General features: G+C 64.3%; 14 protein-coding genes and 1 pseudogene. 9 read left to right on the forward strand and 6 right to left on the reverse strand.

The window, feature by feature from the left end:
• Positions 1–5: 5 nt before the first annotated feature.
• From CNE_RS35290 to CNE_RS35325, 8 genes are all read left to right on the forward strand, one after another.
• On the forward strand, positions 6–404 hold the full coding sequence (locus CNE_RS35290; protein ID WP_041229099.1) for a Zn-ribbon domain-containing OB-fold protein: 399 nt from the start codon (positions 6–8) through the stop codon (positions 402–404).
• Positions 405–456: 52 nt separating this feature from the next.
• Positions 457–2,556, forward strand: coding sequence for an acetate--CoA ligase family protein (locus CNE_RS35295; protein ID WP_013959561.1), 2,100 nt, complete (start codon positions 457–459; stop codon positions 2,554–2,556).
• A gap of 517 nt (positions 2,557–3,073) precedes the next feature.
• Positions 3,074–3,904, forward strand: a complete 831-nt coding sequence (locus CNE_RS35300) for an SDR family NAD(P)-dependent oxidoreductase (RefSeq protein ID WP_013959562.1) — start codon at positions 3,074–3,076, stop codon at positions 3,902–3,904.
• Between the two features lie 87 nt (positions 3,905–3,991).
• A complete protein-coding gene (locus CNE_RS35305) occupies positions 3,992–4,981 on the forward strand; it encodes a Bug family tripartite tricarboxylate transporter substrate binding protein (protein ID WP_013959563.1) in 990 nt (329 codons plus the stop codon).
• A gap of 167 nt (positions 4,982–5,148) precedes the next feature.
• Entirely contained in the window at positions 5,149–6,081 is a 933-nt protein-coding gene (locus tag CNE_RS35310) for an SDR family oxidoreductase (protein ID WP_013959564.1), read from the forward strand.
• A 28-nt stretch (positions 6,082–6,109) separates the two neighbouring features.
• A complete protein-coding gene (locus tag CNE_RS35315) occupies positions 6,110–6,553 on the forward strand; it encodes a MaoC family dehydratase N-terminal domain-containing protein (RefSeq protein ID WP_013959565.1) in 444 nt (147 codons plus the stop codon).
• A gap of 13 nt (positions 6,554–6,566) precedes the next feature.
• Complete coding sequence (locus CNE_RS35320) at positions 6,567–6,986, forward strand: MaoC/PaaZ C-terminal domain-containing protein (protein WP_013959566.1); 420 nt, start codon at positions 6,567–6,569, stop codon at positions 6,984–6,986.
• A 35-nt stretch (positions 6,987–7,021) separates the two neighbouring features.
• The gene (locus CNE_RS35325; RefSeq protein WP_013959567.1) at positions 7,022–8,719 is read left to right on the forward strand and encodes a long-chain-fatty-acid--CoA ligase; all 1,698 of its coding nucleotides are present in this window, start codon (positions 7,022–7,024) and stop codon (positions 8,717–8,719) included.
• 930 nt (positions 8,720–9,649) lie between these two features.
• Here the strand turns inward: CNE_RS35325 and CNE_RS40235 are convergent.
• The 4 genes from CNE_RS40235 to CNE_RS35340 form a co-directional block, all read right to left on the reverse strand.
• Positions 9,650–9,946, reverse strand: a complete 297-nt coding sequence (locus CNE_RS40235; protein WP_404997161.1) for a transposase — start codon at positions 9,944–9,946, stop codon at positions 9,650–9,652.
• A gap of 153 nt (positions 9,947–10,099) precedes the next feature.
• Positions 10,100–11,287 (reverse strand): lipid-transfer protein, encoded by a 1,188-nt coding sequence (locus tag CNE_RS35330; RefSeq protein ID WP_013959568.1) that lies wholly within the window; start codon positions 11,285–11,287, stop codon positions 10,100–10,102.
• 45 nt (positions 11,288–11,332) lie between these two features.
• Positions 11,333–12,472, reverse strand: coding sequence for an acyl-CoA dehydrogenase family protein (locus tag CNE_RS35335; RefSeq protein ID WP_041229100.1), 1,140 nt, complete (start codon positions 12,470–12,472; stop codon positions 11,333–11,335).
• A gap of 128 nt (positions 12,473–12,600) precedes the next feature.
• A complete protein-coding gene (locus tag CNE_RS35340; protein WP_238553164.1) occupies positions 12,601–14,916 on the reverse strand; it encodes a LuxR C-terminal-related transcriptional regulator in 2,316 nt (771 codons plus the stop codon).
• Between CNE_RS35340 and CNE_RS42550 the strand changes: the two genes are divergently transcribed.
• Entirely contained in the window at positions 14,896–15,240 is a 345-nt protein-coding gene (locus tag CNE_RS42550) for a hypothetical protein (protein ID WP_238553165.1), read from the forward strand. The genes CNE_RS35340 and CNE_RS42550 overlap by 21 nt on opposite strands.
• A gap of 516 nt (positions 15,241–15,756) precedes the next feature.
• Here the strand turns inward: CNE_RS42550 and tnpB are convergent.
• A complete protein-coding gene (gene tnpB / locus CNE_RS35345) occupies positions 15,757–15,954 on the reverse strand; it encodes an IS66 family insertion sequence element accessory protein TnpB (RefSeq protein WP_013959571.1) in 198 nt (65 codons plus the stop codon).
• A 184-nt stretch (positions 15,955–16,138) separates the two neighbouring features.
• A pseudogene (locus tag CNE_RS35350) lies at positions 16,139–16,420 on the reverse strand (transposase); the annotation flags it as partial.
• Between the last annotated feature and the right edge of the window lie 44 nt (positions 16,421–16,464).

Consider the following 16,464-nt stretch of genomic DNA (forward strand, 5'->3'; position numbering starts at 1 on the left):
TCCACATGAGCACTCCATACACTCCCCAAGTTCTGACGTCGCCCGAACAATCGCCGGAGAACGCCGAATTCTGGGCGGCTGCCAGCGAAGGCCGCCTGCTTGTGCGCCACTGCGAGCGCTGCGAAAAACCGCATTGGTATCCGCGCACGCTGTGCCCGTTCTGCATGGGCGAAACCTATTGGAAGGCGGCGTCCGGCCGGGGTACGATCTATTCGTACAGCGTCACGCGCCGTGCGGGCCCCACCCCGTTCTGCATGGCTTATGTCACGCTCGAGGAAGGCGTGACGATGATGACGCGCATCGTCGATTGCGACCTCGATACCGTGCGCATTGGCCAGAAGGTGCAGGTGACCTTCACGCCCACCGACAACGGCCCCCCCATGCCGACGTTCAAGCCGCTCTGATGTCCGCCTCCACGTAAAACCGCCCTCGCGGATACACGCACACAACGCAGCCATGACCACCCTGTCCATTCCAGATTGCCTGCTTCACCCGAATTCGGTCGCCGTGATCGGCGCTTCCGACGATCCGATCCGCATTGGCGGCCGGCCAATAGCCTCGATGCTTGCCAAGGGCTTCGCTGGCCGCATCCTGCCGGTCAACCCGAACCGCGCTACGGTGCAGGGCCTGCCGGCCTATCCGTCGGTGGCCGCGCTTCCCGAAGTCCCGGACGTGGCGATCATCGCCGTGCCCGGCGAGCATGCGGTCACAGCGGTCCAGGCACTGGCCGACCGCGGCACGAAGGCGGCCATCATGTTTACGGCAGGCTTTGCCGAGGTCAACGATGAAGGCGCGGCCACGCAGGCTGAGATGGTTGCCATCGCGCGCCGGGCCGGCATGCGGCTGCTCGGGCCCAACACGCTGGGCATGGTCAACATGCACAACGGCTTCGTTGGCAGCTTCTCGGGCTTTGCATCGGCGACCGGGTCACGGCCCGGCCGCGTGGGCATCGTCAGCCAGTCCGGCGCCTATGGTAGCCATTTGGTCACGTCGGCCATGGAAGCGGGTGTATTCCCGTCCAGCGTGGTCATGACCGGCAACGAGGCGGACCTGAACGTGGCCGATATCGTGCGCCTGTTCGCCGCGGACCCCAACACCGACGTGATTGCCGTCTACGCCGAGGGCATCAGCGACGGCCCGGGCCTGATAGAGGCATTCCGCGCGGCGCATGCCGCGCGCAAGCCCGTGGTGATGATGAAAGTGGGCCGCAGCGAAGTGGGCGGGGCCGCTGCACGTTCGCATACCGCATCGATTGCCGGTGATGACGCCGTGATTAGCGCCGTCCTCGACGAGTTGGGCGTGGTGCGGGTGCGTACCACCGAGGAAATGCTCGACATCCTGCGCCTGGCGGGGCGCCGCATCTTCCCGGCCAACAACTCGCTGGGCGTGGTGACCGTCAGCGGGGGCGCCGGCGTGATCGTCTCGGATGCCGCCGAGGAACTCGGCATCCCGATGCCCGAGATGCCAGCCGCCGCACAAGCCCGCATGCGCAAACTGCTGCCGATCTGCGCCGCACGCAATCCGGTGGACGTGACTGCCCAGTTCATCAACGACACCACGCTGGTCACGCCGTTCACGGAGTCGATGATGGCTGAAGGGGGCTACGCCACGCTGCTGGCGTTCTTCAGCTACGCGGCGGCCGTACCGGGCGTGGCCGATTCGCTGCTGCAGCAACTGGGCGACGTGCGCAAGCGCTATCCGGATCGGCTCTACGTGCTGGTGGCCCGTGGCGATCCGACCATCCTCGCTCGCTTCGAGGAAGCCGGCTTCACGGTGTTCGGCGATCCGAGTCGCGCCGTGACCGCCATCGCCGCGATGGGCCGCTTCGGTGAGGCATTCGCAGGAAACACGTTGGCACCGGTGCCCCGGGTGACCAATGTCACGCTGCCGCGGCAGGCGCCGACCGAAGCGGAGGCGAAGGCGCTGCTGGCGAAAGCCGGCATCCCGAGCGCGCCTGAACGCGCTTGTGCCGAAATGGAGGTTGCTGTGGCGGCCGCGCGCGAGATCGGATTCCCGGTCGTGCTAAAGATCCTGTCGCCCGACATTATTCATAAGTCCGAGATTGGCGGCGTGCTGCTGAACGTGGCCAACGAAGGCGCGGTGCGTGAAGGCTTTGCGCTGCTGCTGGACCGAGCCGCCAAGGCCATGCCCGACGCACGCATCGAGGGTGTGCTCGTGGCCAAGCAGATGAACGGCGGAGTGGAGTGCATCATGGGTATCAACCGCGACCCGGTGTTCGGCCCGATCGCCATGTTCGGGCTCGGTGGTGTGTTCGTCGAGGTGCTCAAGGACGTGGTGCTCCGCCGCTGCCCGTTCGGCCCGGACGTGGCCGAACAGATGATCCGCTCGATCAAGGGCGCACCACTGCTGCTCGGTGCGCGCGGACGGCCCGTGGCGGACATTGCCGCGCTGGCCCAGGCGCTGTCGCAGTTGTCCGCATTCGCCGTTGCCGCGGGCCCGCGCCTGCAGTCGATCGACCTGAACCCGGTGCTGGCCATGCCGCACGGCCAGGGCGTCTACGCTGTGGATGCGGTGATCGAGGTGGACCCTGAGTGATGAGTGGCCTCCTCTCCGGGGTGTTGAGCGTCGAGGGGAGAAATTAGCCGCGAGCGTCAGCGCTCGCGGCACCCGTTATCAATCAGTTACGGCTCGTATCGAGCGCCTCTGCGTTAGCGAGGGCCGGCGATCCGCCATGCCGTACCTCCACCCATGCCTGTGGACCGGCCGGTGGTCGGAGAGAGCACAGCAGCGAGCCCGTCCATGGAGACTGGCGAGCGGCCTGTCGATCACGCAAACGGGCAAGCCGCTCGGCTATGGCGAGGTCTCGAACCTCATTCGCGCCAATCGTCACTGAAAAGGCACCACGCCGCACCAGCAGCGCAATCGGCTCCGCGAGATGCATTAGGCACCCAGAGCCTTGGCGACGCTGCCCTGCCGGGCCTCGCTTACCTTTTGGCCCGTCCTACACCGTTCCCGTTGCCCACCACTCGCCAATCCGGGTAGTGCCTCAGCGCGTCGCGCTTGCAATCATTAAGCCACGCGATACGCGGACCCCACACTACGGAGAGTGTTCATGAGCAGGAAGCTGGAAGGCAAGGTTGCCATCGTCACGGGATCGGGCCGGGGCATTGGCCGCGCGGTAGCGCTGAAGTTTGCGAGCGAAGGCGCCAGGGTGATCGTCAACGATCTCGACCAGGTACCGGCCGACGAGGTGGTGGCCGAGATCGTGAAGACGGGCGGCACGGCTGTTGCGTTCGCGGGCAGCGTGGTGGCACCGGACTTTGGCTCGAACATCGTCAAGCTGGCACTCGACACATTCGGCGCGGTAGACATCATCGTCAACAACGCAGGCTATACCTGGGACAACGTGATTCAGAAGATGAGCGACGAGCAGTGGGATGCGATCGTCGATTGCCACCTCAAGGCGCCGTTCATGTTGCTGCGCGCGGCACAGCCTTATTTCCGGGAGGCCAGCAAGGCCGAGGCAGACGCTGGGCGCGAAGTGTTCCGCAAGGTCGTCAACATTTCGTCGGTCTCGGGCACGCAGGGCAATGCGGGCCAGGTCAACTACTCTGCTGCCAAGGCGGGCGTGATCGGCATGACCAAGACGCTGGCCAAGGAATGGGGCCGCATGAAGGTCAATGTGAACTGCGTGGCGTTCGGCGCCATCGAAACGCGCCTGACCCAGTCGACCACCGAGGACAAGACCGTGCAGGTAGAAGGCCGCGAGATCAAGGTGGGGGTGCATCCGGACCGCATCGCGGCAGCCGGGCGCGACACCCCGCTTGGCCGGTTCGGCACCGCCGAGGAAGCGGCCGGCGCGGTCTACATGCTCTGCATCCCCGAATCGAACTACGTCAATGGCCAGACCATCATCTGTGGCGGCGGACGCGGCGGCTTCTGAGCGCGCGAAAACAGCAAGACAGCACGCGACGTTCCCGGAGCTTCCGCGGCACGTCGCTACCATAACAACGACACGGAGACAACGCCCATGACGAATATCGACAGAGCCCGACGCGCCCTCGCCTGGCTGGCGACCGGCGTCGCCATCACGCTGATTCCTGCGGGCGGTAGCGCCCTGGCACAGGGCTATCCCGAACGGCCGGTAAAGATCGTATCGCCCACGAGCCCCGGCACGGGCGTCGACGATTTCTCGCGGTTGCTGGCGAAGCACCTGACCGAGAAGCTCGGCAAGCCATTCTATGTGGAGAACCGCCCAGGCGGCAATTCGATCATCGCCACCGACGCTGTGGCCAAGGCAGCCCCCAACGGCTACACGCTGCTGCTGGCACTGTCGAGCGCCATGTCGGCCAACCCATTCCTGTTCAAGCAACTCCCTTACAGTCCCACGCGCGACTTCGTTCCTGTTGCGCGCCTGAGTTCGCTTCCTGTCACTGTAGTCGTCCCGGCCACCTCGCCGTACCGCACGCTTGGGCAGTTGATGGCCGCTGCGCGCGCCCAGCCCGGCAAGTTGAACTACGGCACCAGCAGTTCAGGCTACCGTGCGATGCTGGCGGCCATTAACGATGCCGGGAAAGCCAAGGCTGTTGATGTCCCCTACAAGGCCATGAGCACGTTGCTGCCCGATCTCATCGGTGGCGTGGTGGACTACACCGTGCTCGAGATTTCGGCGGCCGTGCCGCTGATCCAGTCAGGAAAGCTGCGCGCGCTGGCGGTCTCCAATACTGCCCGTGTCCCGGTAATCGCCGACGTGCCTACGCTGGCCGAGGCGGGCATGCCGGATGCAACGGTCATTGGTTGGGTTGGACTTGCCGCCCCCGCGGGTACGCCCGCCGCCGTGGTGGACAAGCTCGCGGAGGCGGCGCTCGCGTTCGTCAACACGCCGGAAGCCAAAGCGCATTTCGCACAACGAGGCACCAGCGCCTATCCGCTGGGCCCGAAGGCATTCGCCAGCGCACTGGTTAGCGACCAGGCACAGTGGCAGCGCGTGATCTCAATGGCGGGCATCCTCGCCGAGTAGCGTGCCAGGCGATGCCGCTCCCGGCACGCCAATCGACTGCTCCATCCGGCTAGTGCGCCCTGTCTTGCCGCTGCAAATAATGAGGCACTGCGTATGCCGCGGCCCGGTGCCGGCGGCGTGCGCGACCGCACAACCCAATCTTGTGTCAACCAATGAAAGGAAGAGCTATGCAACAACTCTGCAAGGACCGCGTCGTTGTCATCACCGGCGCCGGTCGCGGCCTGGGCCGCGAATATGCGCTGGAATTCGCCCGCCACGGCGCGAAGGTTGTCGTGAACGATCTCGGCGCCTCTGCCGACGGTTCCAGCGTGGTTGCCGGTCCGGCACAGGATGTGGTGGACGAGATCCGCGCCATGGGCGGAGAGGCCATCGCCAACAATGCCGACGTGGCTGACTGGGACGGCGCCGGCAGCATGATCCAGAGCGCGATCGACACGTTCGGGGGCCTCGACGTGGTGGTCAACAACGCCGCCATCCTGCGCGACCGCATGCTCGTGAACATGCCGGTGGAAGACTGGGACGCCGTGATCCGCGTCCACCTGCGCGGCACGTTCGTGCCGATGCGCCATGCCAGCACCTACTGGCGCGACGAATCCAAGGCCGGCCGCCAGCGCCAGGCGCGCGTGATCAATACGTCGTCGTCGGCGGGCCTGTTCGGCAACATCGGCCAGACCTGCTACGGCGCGGCCAAGGCTGGCATCGCCGCCATGTCGAATATCGCCGCCGAAGAACTGAGCCGTTACGGCGTGACGGTCAACACAATTTACCCGAGTGGCACCACGCGCCATACCGAGCACCTGCTCAAGAGCGGGCGGCTCAGCGTGTCGACCGACGCCGTGGAAGGCTTCGACGCTTTCGACCCGGCCAATGTGGCCCCGCTGATCGTCTGGCTTGGCAGCGAGCAGTCCGAAGGCGTCACGGGCCGCGTGTTCGGCAGCCGTGGCGGACGCATCACGGTGGCCGAAGGCTGGCATGCCGGCCCCCGCATCGAGAAGGCCGGGCGTTGGGAAGTGGCCGAACTGGGCGAGCGCATGCACGAACTGGTCTCGCGCGCCGCGCCGAGCGCCAACCTCGACGGTGTCATCCCCGGCCGCGCCTGATGGCGCAACCAGACCCACGGAGAACAAAATGCTCGACAAAAACCTGATCGGCCACAGCTTTGGCCAGCGCCAAGTCAAAGTGGAAGAGTGGCCGGTGCGCTGGTACGCGAACGCGATCGGCGAAACCAATCCGGAGTACAGCAACGTGGCCGCCGCTCAGGCCGCCGGCTTGCCTTCGCTGCGCGTGCCGCCCACCTTCCTGTCGTGCCTCGAAGGCTGGCTGTTCAAGACCTTCGACCTGCTCGCGATGGCGAAGATCGAGCCATCGCGCGTACTCCATGCGGAGCAGCAGTACGACTACCACGCCCCGGTGCATGTCGGGGACACGCTGACCTACGAGCCAAAGATCGTCGATGTCTATGACAAGAAGGATGGCGCGCTCGAATTCCTGGTGAAGGAAACGCGCATTACCAACCAGCACGGCGCCCACGTGGCGGACTCACGTACCGTGCTCGTACAACGCAGAGTCTGAAGGAGATTCCATCATGACGCAACGCAACCTCGCCGGCCTGAAGGTCGGTGACAGTATTCCGGACCTGCAACTGCCGGCGGTCAGCCGCCGCACACTGGCGGTCTACGCCGGCGCCTCGGGCGACCATCATCCGCTCCATATCGATTCGGACTACGCTAAGGAAAATGGCCTTGGCGACGTGTTCGCACACGGGATGCTGTCTGCCGCCTACCTGGGCCGTCTGGTTACCGACTGGGCCGGCCCCGCGCGGCTGCGCGGCCTGAAGATGCGCTTCACGGGCATCACGCACCTCTATGACGAGCCACGCTGCACCGGCCGCGTCACGGAGTGCTTCGAACACGGTGGCGAAGCACGGCTGCGCGTGGAGATGCAGTGCGTGAACCAGAAGGGCGAGCAGAAGATCGTGGGCGAGGCCGTTGTCGCCGTGGTCTGACTTCCGATCCAATCATTCATTCAGCAATCGTCCCCATGCCGCAACTAACACGACATTTCGCGCACTGGCCCGCCGGCGTACCCCGCTCGCTGGAGGTGGCGGACTGCAACCTGTTCTGCCACCTCGAGGAGTCTGCAACGCGCGTGCCCGACAAGCCGGCCGTCGTGTTCTACGGCCGTCGAATGACGTTCCACGATCTGCATGCTGCCGCCATGGCCTTGGCCGGCTATCTTCAGCATCGACTGTCGGTGCGGCAAGGGGACCGCGTACTGCTATTGATGCAGAACTGCCCTCAGTACATGATTGCCTTCTATGCCGTCATGCGCTGCGATGCCGTGGTCGTTGCCATGAATCCCATGAGTACGCGAGAGGAAATGGAGTACTACGCGCGCGACAGCGGCGCGCGCGTAGTGATCGCGACCCAGGACCTGATAGACCCCCTTACCGGCCTGCTCGAACAGGATGTGCTCGACGGCTGTGTAGTGGGCCTGGCGGGTGAGTTCGCCGGCAGGCCCGAGGACGTGCCCTATCTCGCCATCCCCGGCTTCGTCACCGAACCGCGGCAAGGTGCGATGCATCCGCGCACGCATGATTTCTCGCAGGTGTTGGCCGCTGGCATCGCGCCGCTGCCCATGCGCGCCCGGGGCCGCGACCTCGCAGTGATCGGCTACACGTCCGGCACAACGGGCAAGCCCAAGGGTGCGATGCTCAGCCATGCCAACTTCGCCTACACGCTCGCGCATCGTGAGCACTGGCAATCGGACCGCGCCGATGAGGACGAGTTGCTGACGCTGCCAGTCAGCCACCTGGCTGGCATGCGCGCGATGAACCAGGCCGTGCGGCTGGGCCGCACCCTCGCAATGCTGGCGCGCTGGGACGCTAACGCCGCGCTGGAATTAATCGAAAGGCTGCGGCTGCGCTCATGGGCGGCCGTGCCAACGATGCTCGCGGAGTTATTCGCGCGGCCCGATATCGATCAGCGTGACCTTTCCTCGCTGACGCGCATCTACGGCGGCGCGTCAGCCATGCCGGAGGCGCTGGCGCGCAGGATGCAATCGCGGCTCGGCATTCCATTTCTGGAAAGCTACGGCCTCACGGAGTTTTGCGGCATGTCGCACAGCAATCCGCCGCAGGCCCCAAGGCGACAGTGTGCCGGGGTTCCCGTGATCAACTGCGATGCCCGCGTGATTAATCCCGAAACGGGCGTCGAGTTAGGGACCAACGAGCCAGGCGAGATCGTCATGCACGGACCGACCATGTTTGGCGGCTACTGGAACAAGCCGGAAGCGACGGCCGCGGCCTTCATCGAGCTCGACGGCAAGCGGTTCCTACGCAGCGGCGACCTCGGCTACCATGATGAGGACGGCTACTTCTATATTACGGATCGGCTCAAGCGCATGATTAATGCATCTGGCCTGAAGGTGTGGCCCGCCGAGATCGAATCGATCCTATACGGGCACCCAGCCGTGCAGGAAGCGTGCGTGATCTCCGCCTTCGACCCGCATCGCGGCGAAACGGTAAAGGCGCTCGTGGTGCTCCGCCCTGCTTCGCGCGGCACGGTCCAGCCACAGGCACTGGTCGACTGGGCCCGAGGGTGCATGTCTGCGTACAAGGTGCCGCGCACGGTGGAGTTTGTCGATAGCTTGCCAAAGACGTCGACGGGAAAAATCCTCTGGCGCGAAATGCAGTTGGAGCAGGACGAGCGGGATCGGGAGGCGCGGGGGCAAGTTTAAAGGTTGGGGGCTGTTCCTGATGCAGAGGCCGGTGTGGTATTTGCCGGCCTTTTTTGGTTCTCATATGAACGCGCCTGGTCTTTCCAGGTGAACGCAAGGTCAGGCTCGACAGAGGGTTGGTTGCAGACTCATACATGGCCCCACCCCTCTTTGCCAAATGACCTGCTCTACGGCGCACAGGAGATGGATTGCTTATATACATACAGCCTGTACGTTGGCGCTCGTATGCGCCTGGCCCCAATGGATTGCGCTCGGTGACACCTTCATATATCCACGGCCTTGTCGGCCCTAAGTCTGCGCAGGATTTGTCACCGACGGTCCAACGTGTTTGCCATTGAGTCAAATCACTTGTGCAATTGATGATGGGTTCAATTCTTCCTTTTGTTGCTGGATCTCTGTTACATAGCGAGTCTCACGCGGGTGCGTAGTCTTGCTCCTTGGCTAACAGCACCCAGATCGTTCGGGCGGTCTTGTTCGCCAATGCCACTATTGCGATATTCGTGCCGCGTCTGTCCCGCTCCCCCGAAATTGCTGATCACGCGCCCCGAAATACGCACCAACAAGCGCGATGCTCGTGATGGACTCCCAAGTAGCCTAATAGCTACGTTTCCATGCCCCCGTCTCTCGAGACGTCATGATCGCATGGAGTATCGAGAGACGGGGGAGGGATGGGGCCATTCCACTATATCCGGCCTCATCGTGCAGGCCATGCCTGCGGGTCCTGATGGAATTCGCCGAGAGCGCTCTCACACCAAAGCAGGCCTGCGCTCTTGCAGTCCACCCTGTCACGCCACCATCTATCCGCTTACCATCGCAACTTGCTGACGAGGATTCGTCAGGCGTACAAGCTACACCGGCTTCACTGATAGGTGGTTCTTTTCAAATGTGGTTCCGTGCACTAGCAGCGCCTAGGCAGTGCCATTCTGTTGGCTAAGGCCACGGCGGCGACGTTGGTCGGTCGTCTCTGGCGCAGACGATCGCACCAGATTCCCCTTCTCTTTCGATTGGAATAGCATCCGTGCGCGAGCGCTGGTAAACATCGCGGCGGATGCTAATGCCTCCGAGCTGGACCTTGCCCGCTGTACCGGTCTGGCAAGGTACCAGGCCGAGGAAGGCGGCCAGCTCTCTTCCTGACTTGAAGGCTTTGGCGTCTCCGGCGGTAGCAGTTGGCGCAGTGGCCGTGAGCCTGCCTATGCCCGGGACGACGGCGACCGTTTGACAGTCCACTTGGTGCTTCTTGCAATCAGTCAATTGCCGTTCCAGCCGGTCATCTACCAGGTCTGTTCCCAGTACAAGCCTCCAGTGTCACCCTAGGCAAAAGAGAAGCCGCCGGACGCATTCAAGCGTCGCGGCGGCCGAAGTCCGACTCTGTACAGAAGCTTAGTTCTTGCCGTAGAGCGTCACCACGCAGGCGCCGCCCAGACCGATGTTGTGGGCGAGTGCGAGTCGCGCACCCTCCACCTGGCGCTTGTCGGCGCCGCCGCGCAACTGCTGCGTCAGCTCATAGCACTGCGCCAGGCCGGTGGCGCCTAGGGGGTGCCCCTTTGACAGTAGGCCGCCCGAAGGGTTGATGACGACCTTGCCGCCATAGGTGTTGTCGCCGTCGCGGACGAACTTCTCGGCACCGCCTTCGGGGCAGAAGCCCAGCGTCTCGTAACTGATGACTTCGTTCTGCGCGAAGCAGTCGTGCAGTTCGCACACGTCGATATCTTCGGGACCCACGCCCGCTTTTTCGTAGACATTGCCCACAGCGGCGCGCGTCATGTGCGAGCCAACCCAGCTCAGCATCGAAGGCGGATCGAACGCCTCGGGCGGATCGGTGGTCAGGGACTGCGCGAGAATCTGCACGTCGGTGCGCAGGCCATGCTTGCGCGCAAAGCGCTCCGAGACGACGATTGCCGCCGCCGCGCCGCAGGTGGGCGGGCACGCCATCAGCCGCGTCATGACACCGGGAACCATTACGGTGTCGGCCATCACCTCCCCGACGGTCAGTACCTTGCGGAACAGCGCCAGCGGGTTGTTGGCGGCATGCCGGCTCGCCTTGGCGCGCACCGCTGCGAACGTTTCCATGCTTGCGCCGTACTTCTCCATGTACTCGCGCCCGGCACCGCCAAAAGAACGCAGCGCCTGGCCGAGGTGGCTCATGTCTTCGGTCAGCGACTTCAGCACGGGCAAGAAGCGCGTGCGCGGGGGAGGACGGTCGTCCCAGTGCATCTTCAGCGCGCCCGGCTGCATCTGTTCGAACCCCAACGCCAGCACGCAGTCGGCGTCGCCCGATGCAACGGCCTTGCGGGCCAGGTATAGCGCCGTTGAGCCCGTCGAACAGTTGTTGTTGACGTTGACCACCGGGATGCCGGTCATGCCAACCTCGTACACCGTGGTCTGGCCGCAGGTGGAATCACCGTACACGTACCCGGCATAGGCTTCCTGCAGTTGCTCGTAGCCGATGCCGGCGTCGGCCAGGGCCAGCCGCACGGCATCGGCACCCATCTCGAAGTAGTTCTTGCTGGCGCCCGGCTTCAGGAACGGGATCATGCCCACGCCGGCGACTATGACTTTCTCACTCATGGTTCAACCTGTTATTGAGACGGATTGCGGGAAATCGGTGGCGGTTCACAGCTTGCGTGAGATAAGGTCGCGCAGCACTTCGCTGGCGCCCCCCGCGATGCGGCAGACGCGGTAGTCCGTGAACGCGCGGGCGATCGGGTACTCAAGCATGTAGCCGTAGCCGCCATGGAGCTGGACCATGTCGTCGATGCATTTCCACAGCGTCTCAGTGGCGAAGAGCTTGGCGATAGCCGCTTCCTGGACGGTGAGCTTGCGCTTCATGTGCTCGCCGATGTAGTAGTCGACCATGGTCCGCACAGCTACCGATTGGGCCTTGACGTCGGCCAGCTTGAACTTGGTGTTCTGGAAATCCCAGACTGTCTGGTTGAAGGCGCGGCGGTCCTTGACGTAGTCCACCGTAATCTGCAGCAGCCGTTCGATGGCAATGGCGGCATAGATCGAGATCAGCAGGCGTTCCTGCGGCAGCTCCTGCATCAGGTATGCAAAGCCGCCGTTCTCGTCGCCGAGCCGGTTTTCCACGGGCACGCGCACATTGTCGAAGAACAGTTCGGCCGTGTCGGCGCCGGGCTGGCCCACCTTGTCGAGCTTGCGGCCGCGCTTGAACCCCGCGCGAGTGGCCTCGACCATGATCAGGCTGACACCTTTGGCGCCCGCCGCCGGGTCCGTCTTGCAAACAAGCATGATCATGTCGCAGTTCAGGCCGTTGCTGATGAACGTCTTGCTGCCGTTGATTACGTACTCGTCGCCATCGCGCACTGCAGTGGTGCGGATGGCCTTGACGTCGGATCCGCCGCCCGGCTCGGTGATGCCCACCGCCATGATGGTCTTGCCAGCGCAGATATCGGGCAGCCATCGCGTTTTCTGCGCTTCGGTGCCTAGACGCACGATGTAGGGCGCGATGATGTCCGAGTGGATCGAGAAGCCCGCACCCGAGATTCCTGCGCGATGCATCTCCTCCATGACCACCGCCGAGTGGCCAAAATCGCCGCCGCCGCCGCCGTATTCCACGGGGACCGACACGCAGAGCAGCCCTTCGCGGCCTGCCTTGAACCAGGTATCGCGGTCTGTCTTGCCGGCCTTGTCCCACTCCGGCTGGCGCGGCGCGCACTCGCGCTCGAAGAACCTTCGCGCCATGGGACGCAGCATTTCATGGTCTTCCCGGAAGACCGTGCGATTCACTTCCACTGTCAAGCTCCTTTCCATGAGTAAGGTTCCGGCGGCGCGCTCCGATCCAGGCGCGCCTCTCGGATACCTCTCATGATGTCCAATCCAGCGTTGCAATTCACTAGCCGGATTGGGCAGCAAGGCAGCCGTCAGTGGGGTCTCGACGCCGAATCCATCTCAAGATCGCGCATGCGGGCCACCGCTTCGTCCCGCTCTGACACGCCGAGCTTGCTGTAGATCTTGCGCAGATGCCATTTGACCGTGTGGGACGTGACCCCCAGCACGCGCGCAATCTTCTTGTTTGGCATGGCCTGGGCGACCAGCGCCAGCACTTCGCGCTCCCGGACGTTGAGCACGTCCGTCGTGCCACCGGCATCGCGCAGGGCCGGCTGCGCGGCCGCTTCGCGCGTGCTGGCCGCCGCAGCCACGAGGCGCTTGGCGTAAAACGCCAGCACCGGGTCTAGCGCGTCAGGAGCCTGGGCTTCGAGCATGGCCGGGATCTGGTCCGACACGTCGAGCAGGCTGCGCATGAGGCCGAGCTGGTGGCCAAGCCGCAGTGCCTCGAGCAACTGCCGGCGCGCCGCATCGGCGTCTCCGCGTCCGTGGTAAGCCACCGCGAGCGCTGCGTGGGCGGCGGCCATCGCCGCGCCCCGCCCCGCAGCCCTGGCGTCTTCGAGCAGCGGTTTCAGGCAGGCAATAGCACCGTCGTAGTCCTCCCAGTGCAGGTCTGCCGCTGCACGTGCGGCGTCGGCCACCCGCCGGATTTCGGCGCCGGTGCCGAGTGCCGCCGTGGCGTACCGCCGGCCGAGTGCGGTCAGCGATTCCAGAACCTCGATGGCCTCGGTGGTCGCGCCCTGCTCCAGTAGCATGCGCAGCCGCAGCGCCAGCGCGTGGGCCTGCATGCGGTCGAGCCCGCGCCGGCTGGCATAGTCGTCGAGGCGATCCAGCTGCTCGAGTGCCTCAAGGCGGTGGCCGAGCCGCCAATGCGCCGCCGCCACGGCCAGAAAGCCGCGCAGCGCCGCGTCAGGTACCGACGTCCGCTCCACCATGTCGAGGCATGGCTCCAGCTGCGTACACACTTCGTCGAGTTCGTTGAGCTCATAGAGCACTTCGCCGAGTATCCCATCGACAACGGCGCCCACGTCGATATAGAGCGTGTCGTGCCGGCCCACCTCGTGCTGCACCGCACGCAATGCGCGCTCGGCCTCCACCATGCGCCCTTCGAGGGACAGGCTCATGCCAGACAGCGCTTGTGCCGTCATTCGGCGCGCCGGCGCCACGTTGCGCTCCGCGCCTTCCTGCAGCAGCGCGCGAGCCGCATCGTAGTGGCCATGGTGCATATGCATCCACGCCAGCAGGTGGGCGCGGCCGGCGAACGCGAACGCCTGGGCATCATCGGGGATCGCTTCGAGCAAGGGTGCGATAGCATGGATCGATTCGGAGTCGTCGCGTTGCAGCGCCAGCGCTGCCTGCAGGACGCGCACAGCAAAGCGCTCGCCCACGCCCAGCGCATCGAGGTCCGACTCGAACCGGCGCAACGCCGCATCGACTGCCCCAAGGTTGCCGGCGTACATGGCGAGATAGGCTGTTACGAGCCGCAGCGGAAAACGAGCCTGCACCTGTTCCGCGGGCAACCGGCGCACCAGGCTAGACACCTCGGACAGTTCGCCACGGCCCATCATTTCCACCGCGCAAGCCTCAACGATATCGGCCGCTGCCTGCACCTCCCCGGCTTGCACGGCATGGCGCACCGCTTCGTCGATGTGGCCGCGCGCGCCAAACCAGCGCCACGCGGCGCCATGCAGCGCGAGCCGGTCGGCAGGTGGCATTTCGTCAAGGCGGTGCGACAGCACCTCGCGCAGCAGCGGGTGTACGCGATACCAGGTTTCGCGGTCCTGGCTACGCACTTGGCTGATAAAGAGATTGTGGTCGTCGAGCCGCGTCAGGCGCGACGTCATGGCCGCTACCGCCTGCGGCACGCCGAGCAGCGTCGCGCAGAGCGACGCGCAGAACTGGCTGCAGGTTGCCGCAATGGTCAGCAGCTGCAGGTCTTCCGGCCGCAGGTTGTCGAGCACTTCGCGCTCGAAATAGCTCGCAAACGCCTTGGCATCGCGCACGCGCACACGTGCATAACCACCGCCCTGCTTGGCATGCATGTCCACCGCGAACAGCTGCAGCCCGGCCACCCAGCCATCGGTCAGATCGTGCAGCACGCGCGCGTCGCGCCGATCGATGTGGCCCAATTGCTCGCGCAGGAAGCGCTCGGATTCCTCGGGAGTGAAGCGCAGGTCGTGAAGGTCGAACTCAACCACAAGCGACTGCGCGCGCAAACGCGCCAGCGATAGCGGAAACGCGCTGCGCGAACTGAAGACCAGATGCAGATTGGGCGGAGCGTAGTCGAGCAGGCATTGCAGCGCCTGACAGATCTGCGGACTGTTCAGGTATTGCAGATCGTCGACGATCACTGTCAGATCGCGCTGCCGGGCGGCAAGCGCCTCGACCAGGGACACGACCCAGTGTTCGAAATCCGCGCCATCGCTATCGCGCCGCATCAGCAGCGCCGCGTCGCGCACCACTTCACCGTCCACCATCCCAATGCCTGCCAGCAGGCAACTGAAGAAGCGCGTGAGTTCGTTGTCTTCCGCGGCGAGCGAGAGCCAAGCGACATCGAAATCAAGTGTCAGCAACGCTTGCCGCAACGCCACCAGGCTGCACGTCTTGCCACTGCCGGCCGGGCCTTGCAGAACAATGCAACGCTGGCGCCGCGCATCGAGGAGGCGCTGATGTAGCGCATCCCGTGAAATTAGGCGGCGGGTCGCACGCGGGGGAACCAGTTTCGTACTGGCGACGGCCTCGATGGCAAGACCCGGGGACTGGTCTGCCGCCCGGGAGTTGGTAGCGTGCTCGTGCATGTCTAACGCTGTTATTACTATCCAGGCAGCACGGGCAGTGCTGCAGAAGTTCGTCTCACCTTATAACGTACGCCGACAAGGCAGTCGAGCGCCGACTTTTCGCCGCCTGCTGGCCGGAAGTTCCTGTGCCTGCTCAGGCACTCTTAACAAGCGGCACCGACCGCACATGCATTTAGCCTCGCATGCCTGCGATAGGACGGATGAATCGGCCGTGGACACGGTTAAGCGATACGCGTGGAATCTGTACGTATGTACAGTATTTAGATCCACGATGCAAACAACGGCGCTTCATTAGCATATGTTCACTATTTTGTCAAAGCGAGGTCAGCGGGCCTTGACGTCCTTCGGATATGGGCGGGCTGCGACTCTACGGCGTATGCTGCCTCACCTCTTTCACTGAACCGCCCCGGGAACCGTGGAGGGCTTGATGCGGTTGCGCCGACGGTTATGATGAAAGGCGTAGACGGCACGGGCAAACGGATCAAGCTGCATCGACTGCTCGACCAGGGCAACCAACCCATTGATGCCGAGGCGGAAGTCCACCGCATTGCGGTGCAGGTAGACCTGCAGGTCAGCGTCGAGCCGGAACATCAACGCGCTCCCAACGCTTCGATCATCGCCTTCACCAGGGCAACGTCCTGCCCACCGCATTCGAGTTCGACCGTCACGCCGTTGGGCAACCGCGCCGTGAGTACAGCAGGCGTCAAAGATGGACGCGGCGATGGCTGGGGGCCGGTAGGCGCTTGGGCCGGCAGCCATTCCAGCGCCACCGCGGATTCCAAGCGCCATCCCAGCTACCGATACCCCTGGCCGTAGACATGCCTCGCCATCGGAACAGCAAGTTGTACTGCGTTTGCTCCATCAGTTGGCGTTCGGACCGGATGCTATACAGAACCTGCAGCAGCATCGCGCGCAGCAGCTTCTCCGGCGCAATGCTCGGGCGTCCGCCCTTGATGACCATGGTGCGGACCGGGCGCAACGGATGCGATTGCGGCACGAAATCTTCGAGTCGCCGCATGGTGAACAGGCTTTCGGTGAAGGTGTCGGCGCCGCGCATGAATCTCGGATGGAGTGGTGTCCGGTAATCAACGCTTTGGCACG

The sequence above is a fragment of the Cupriavidus necator N-1 genome, from assembly GCF_000219215.1.
Taxonomy (GTDB): domain Bacteria; phylum Pseudomonadota; class Gammaproteobacteria; order Burkholderiales; family Burkholderiaceae; genus Cupriavidus; species Cupriavidus necator.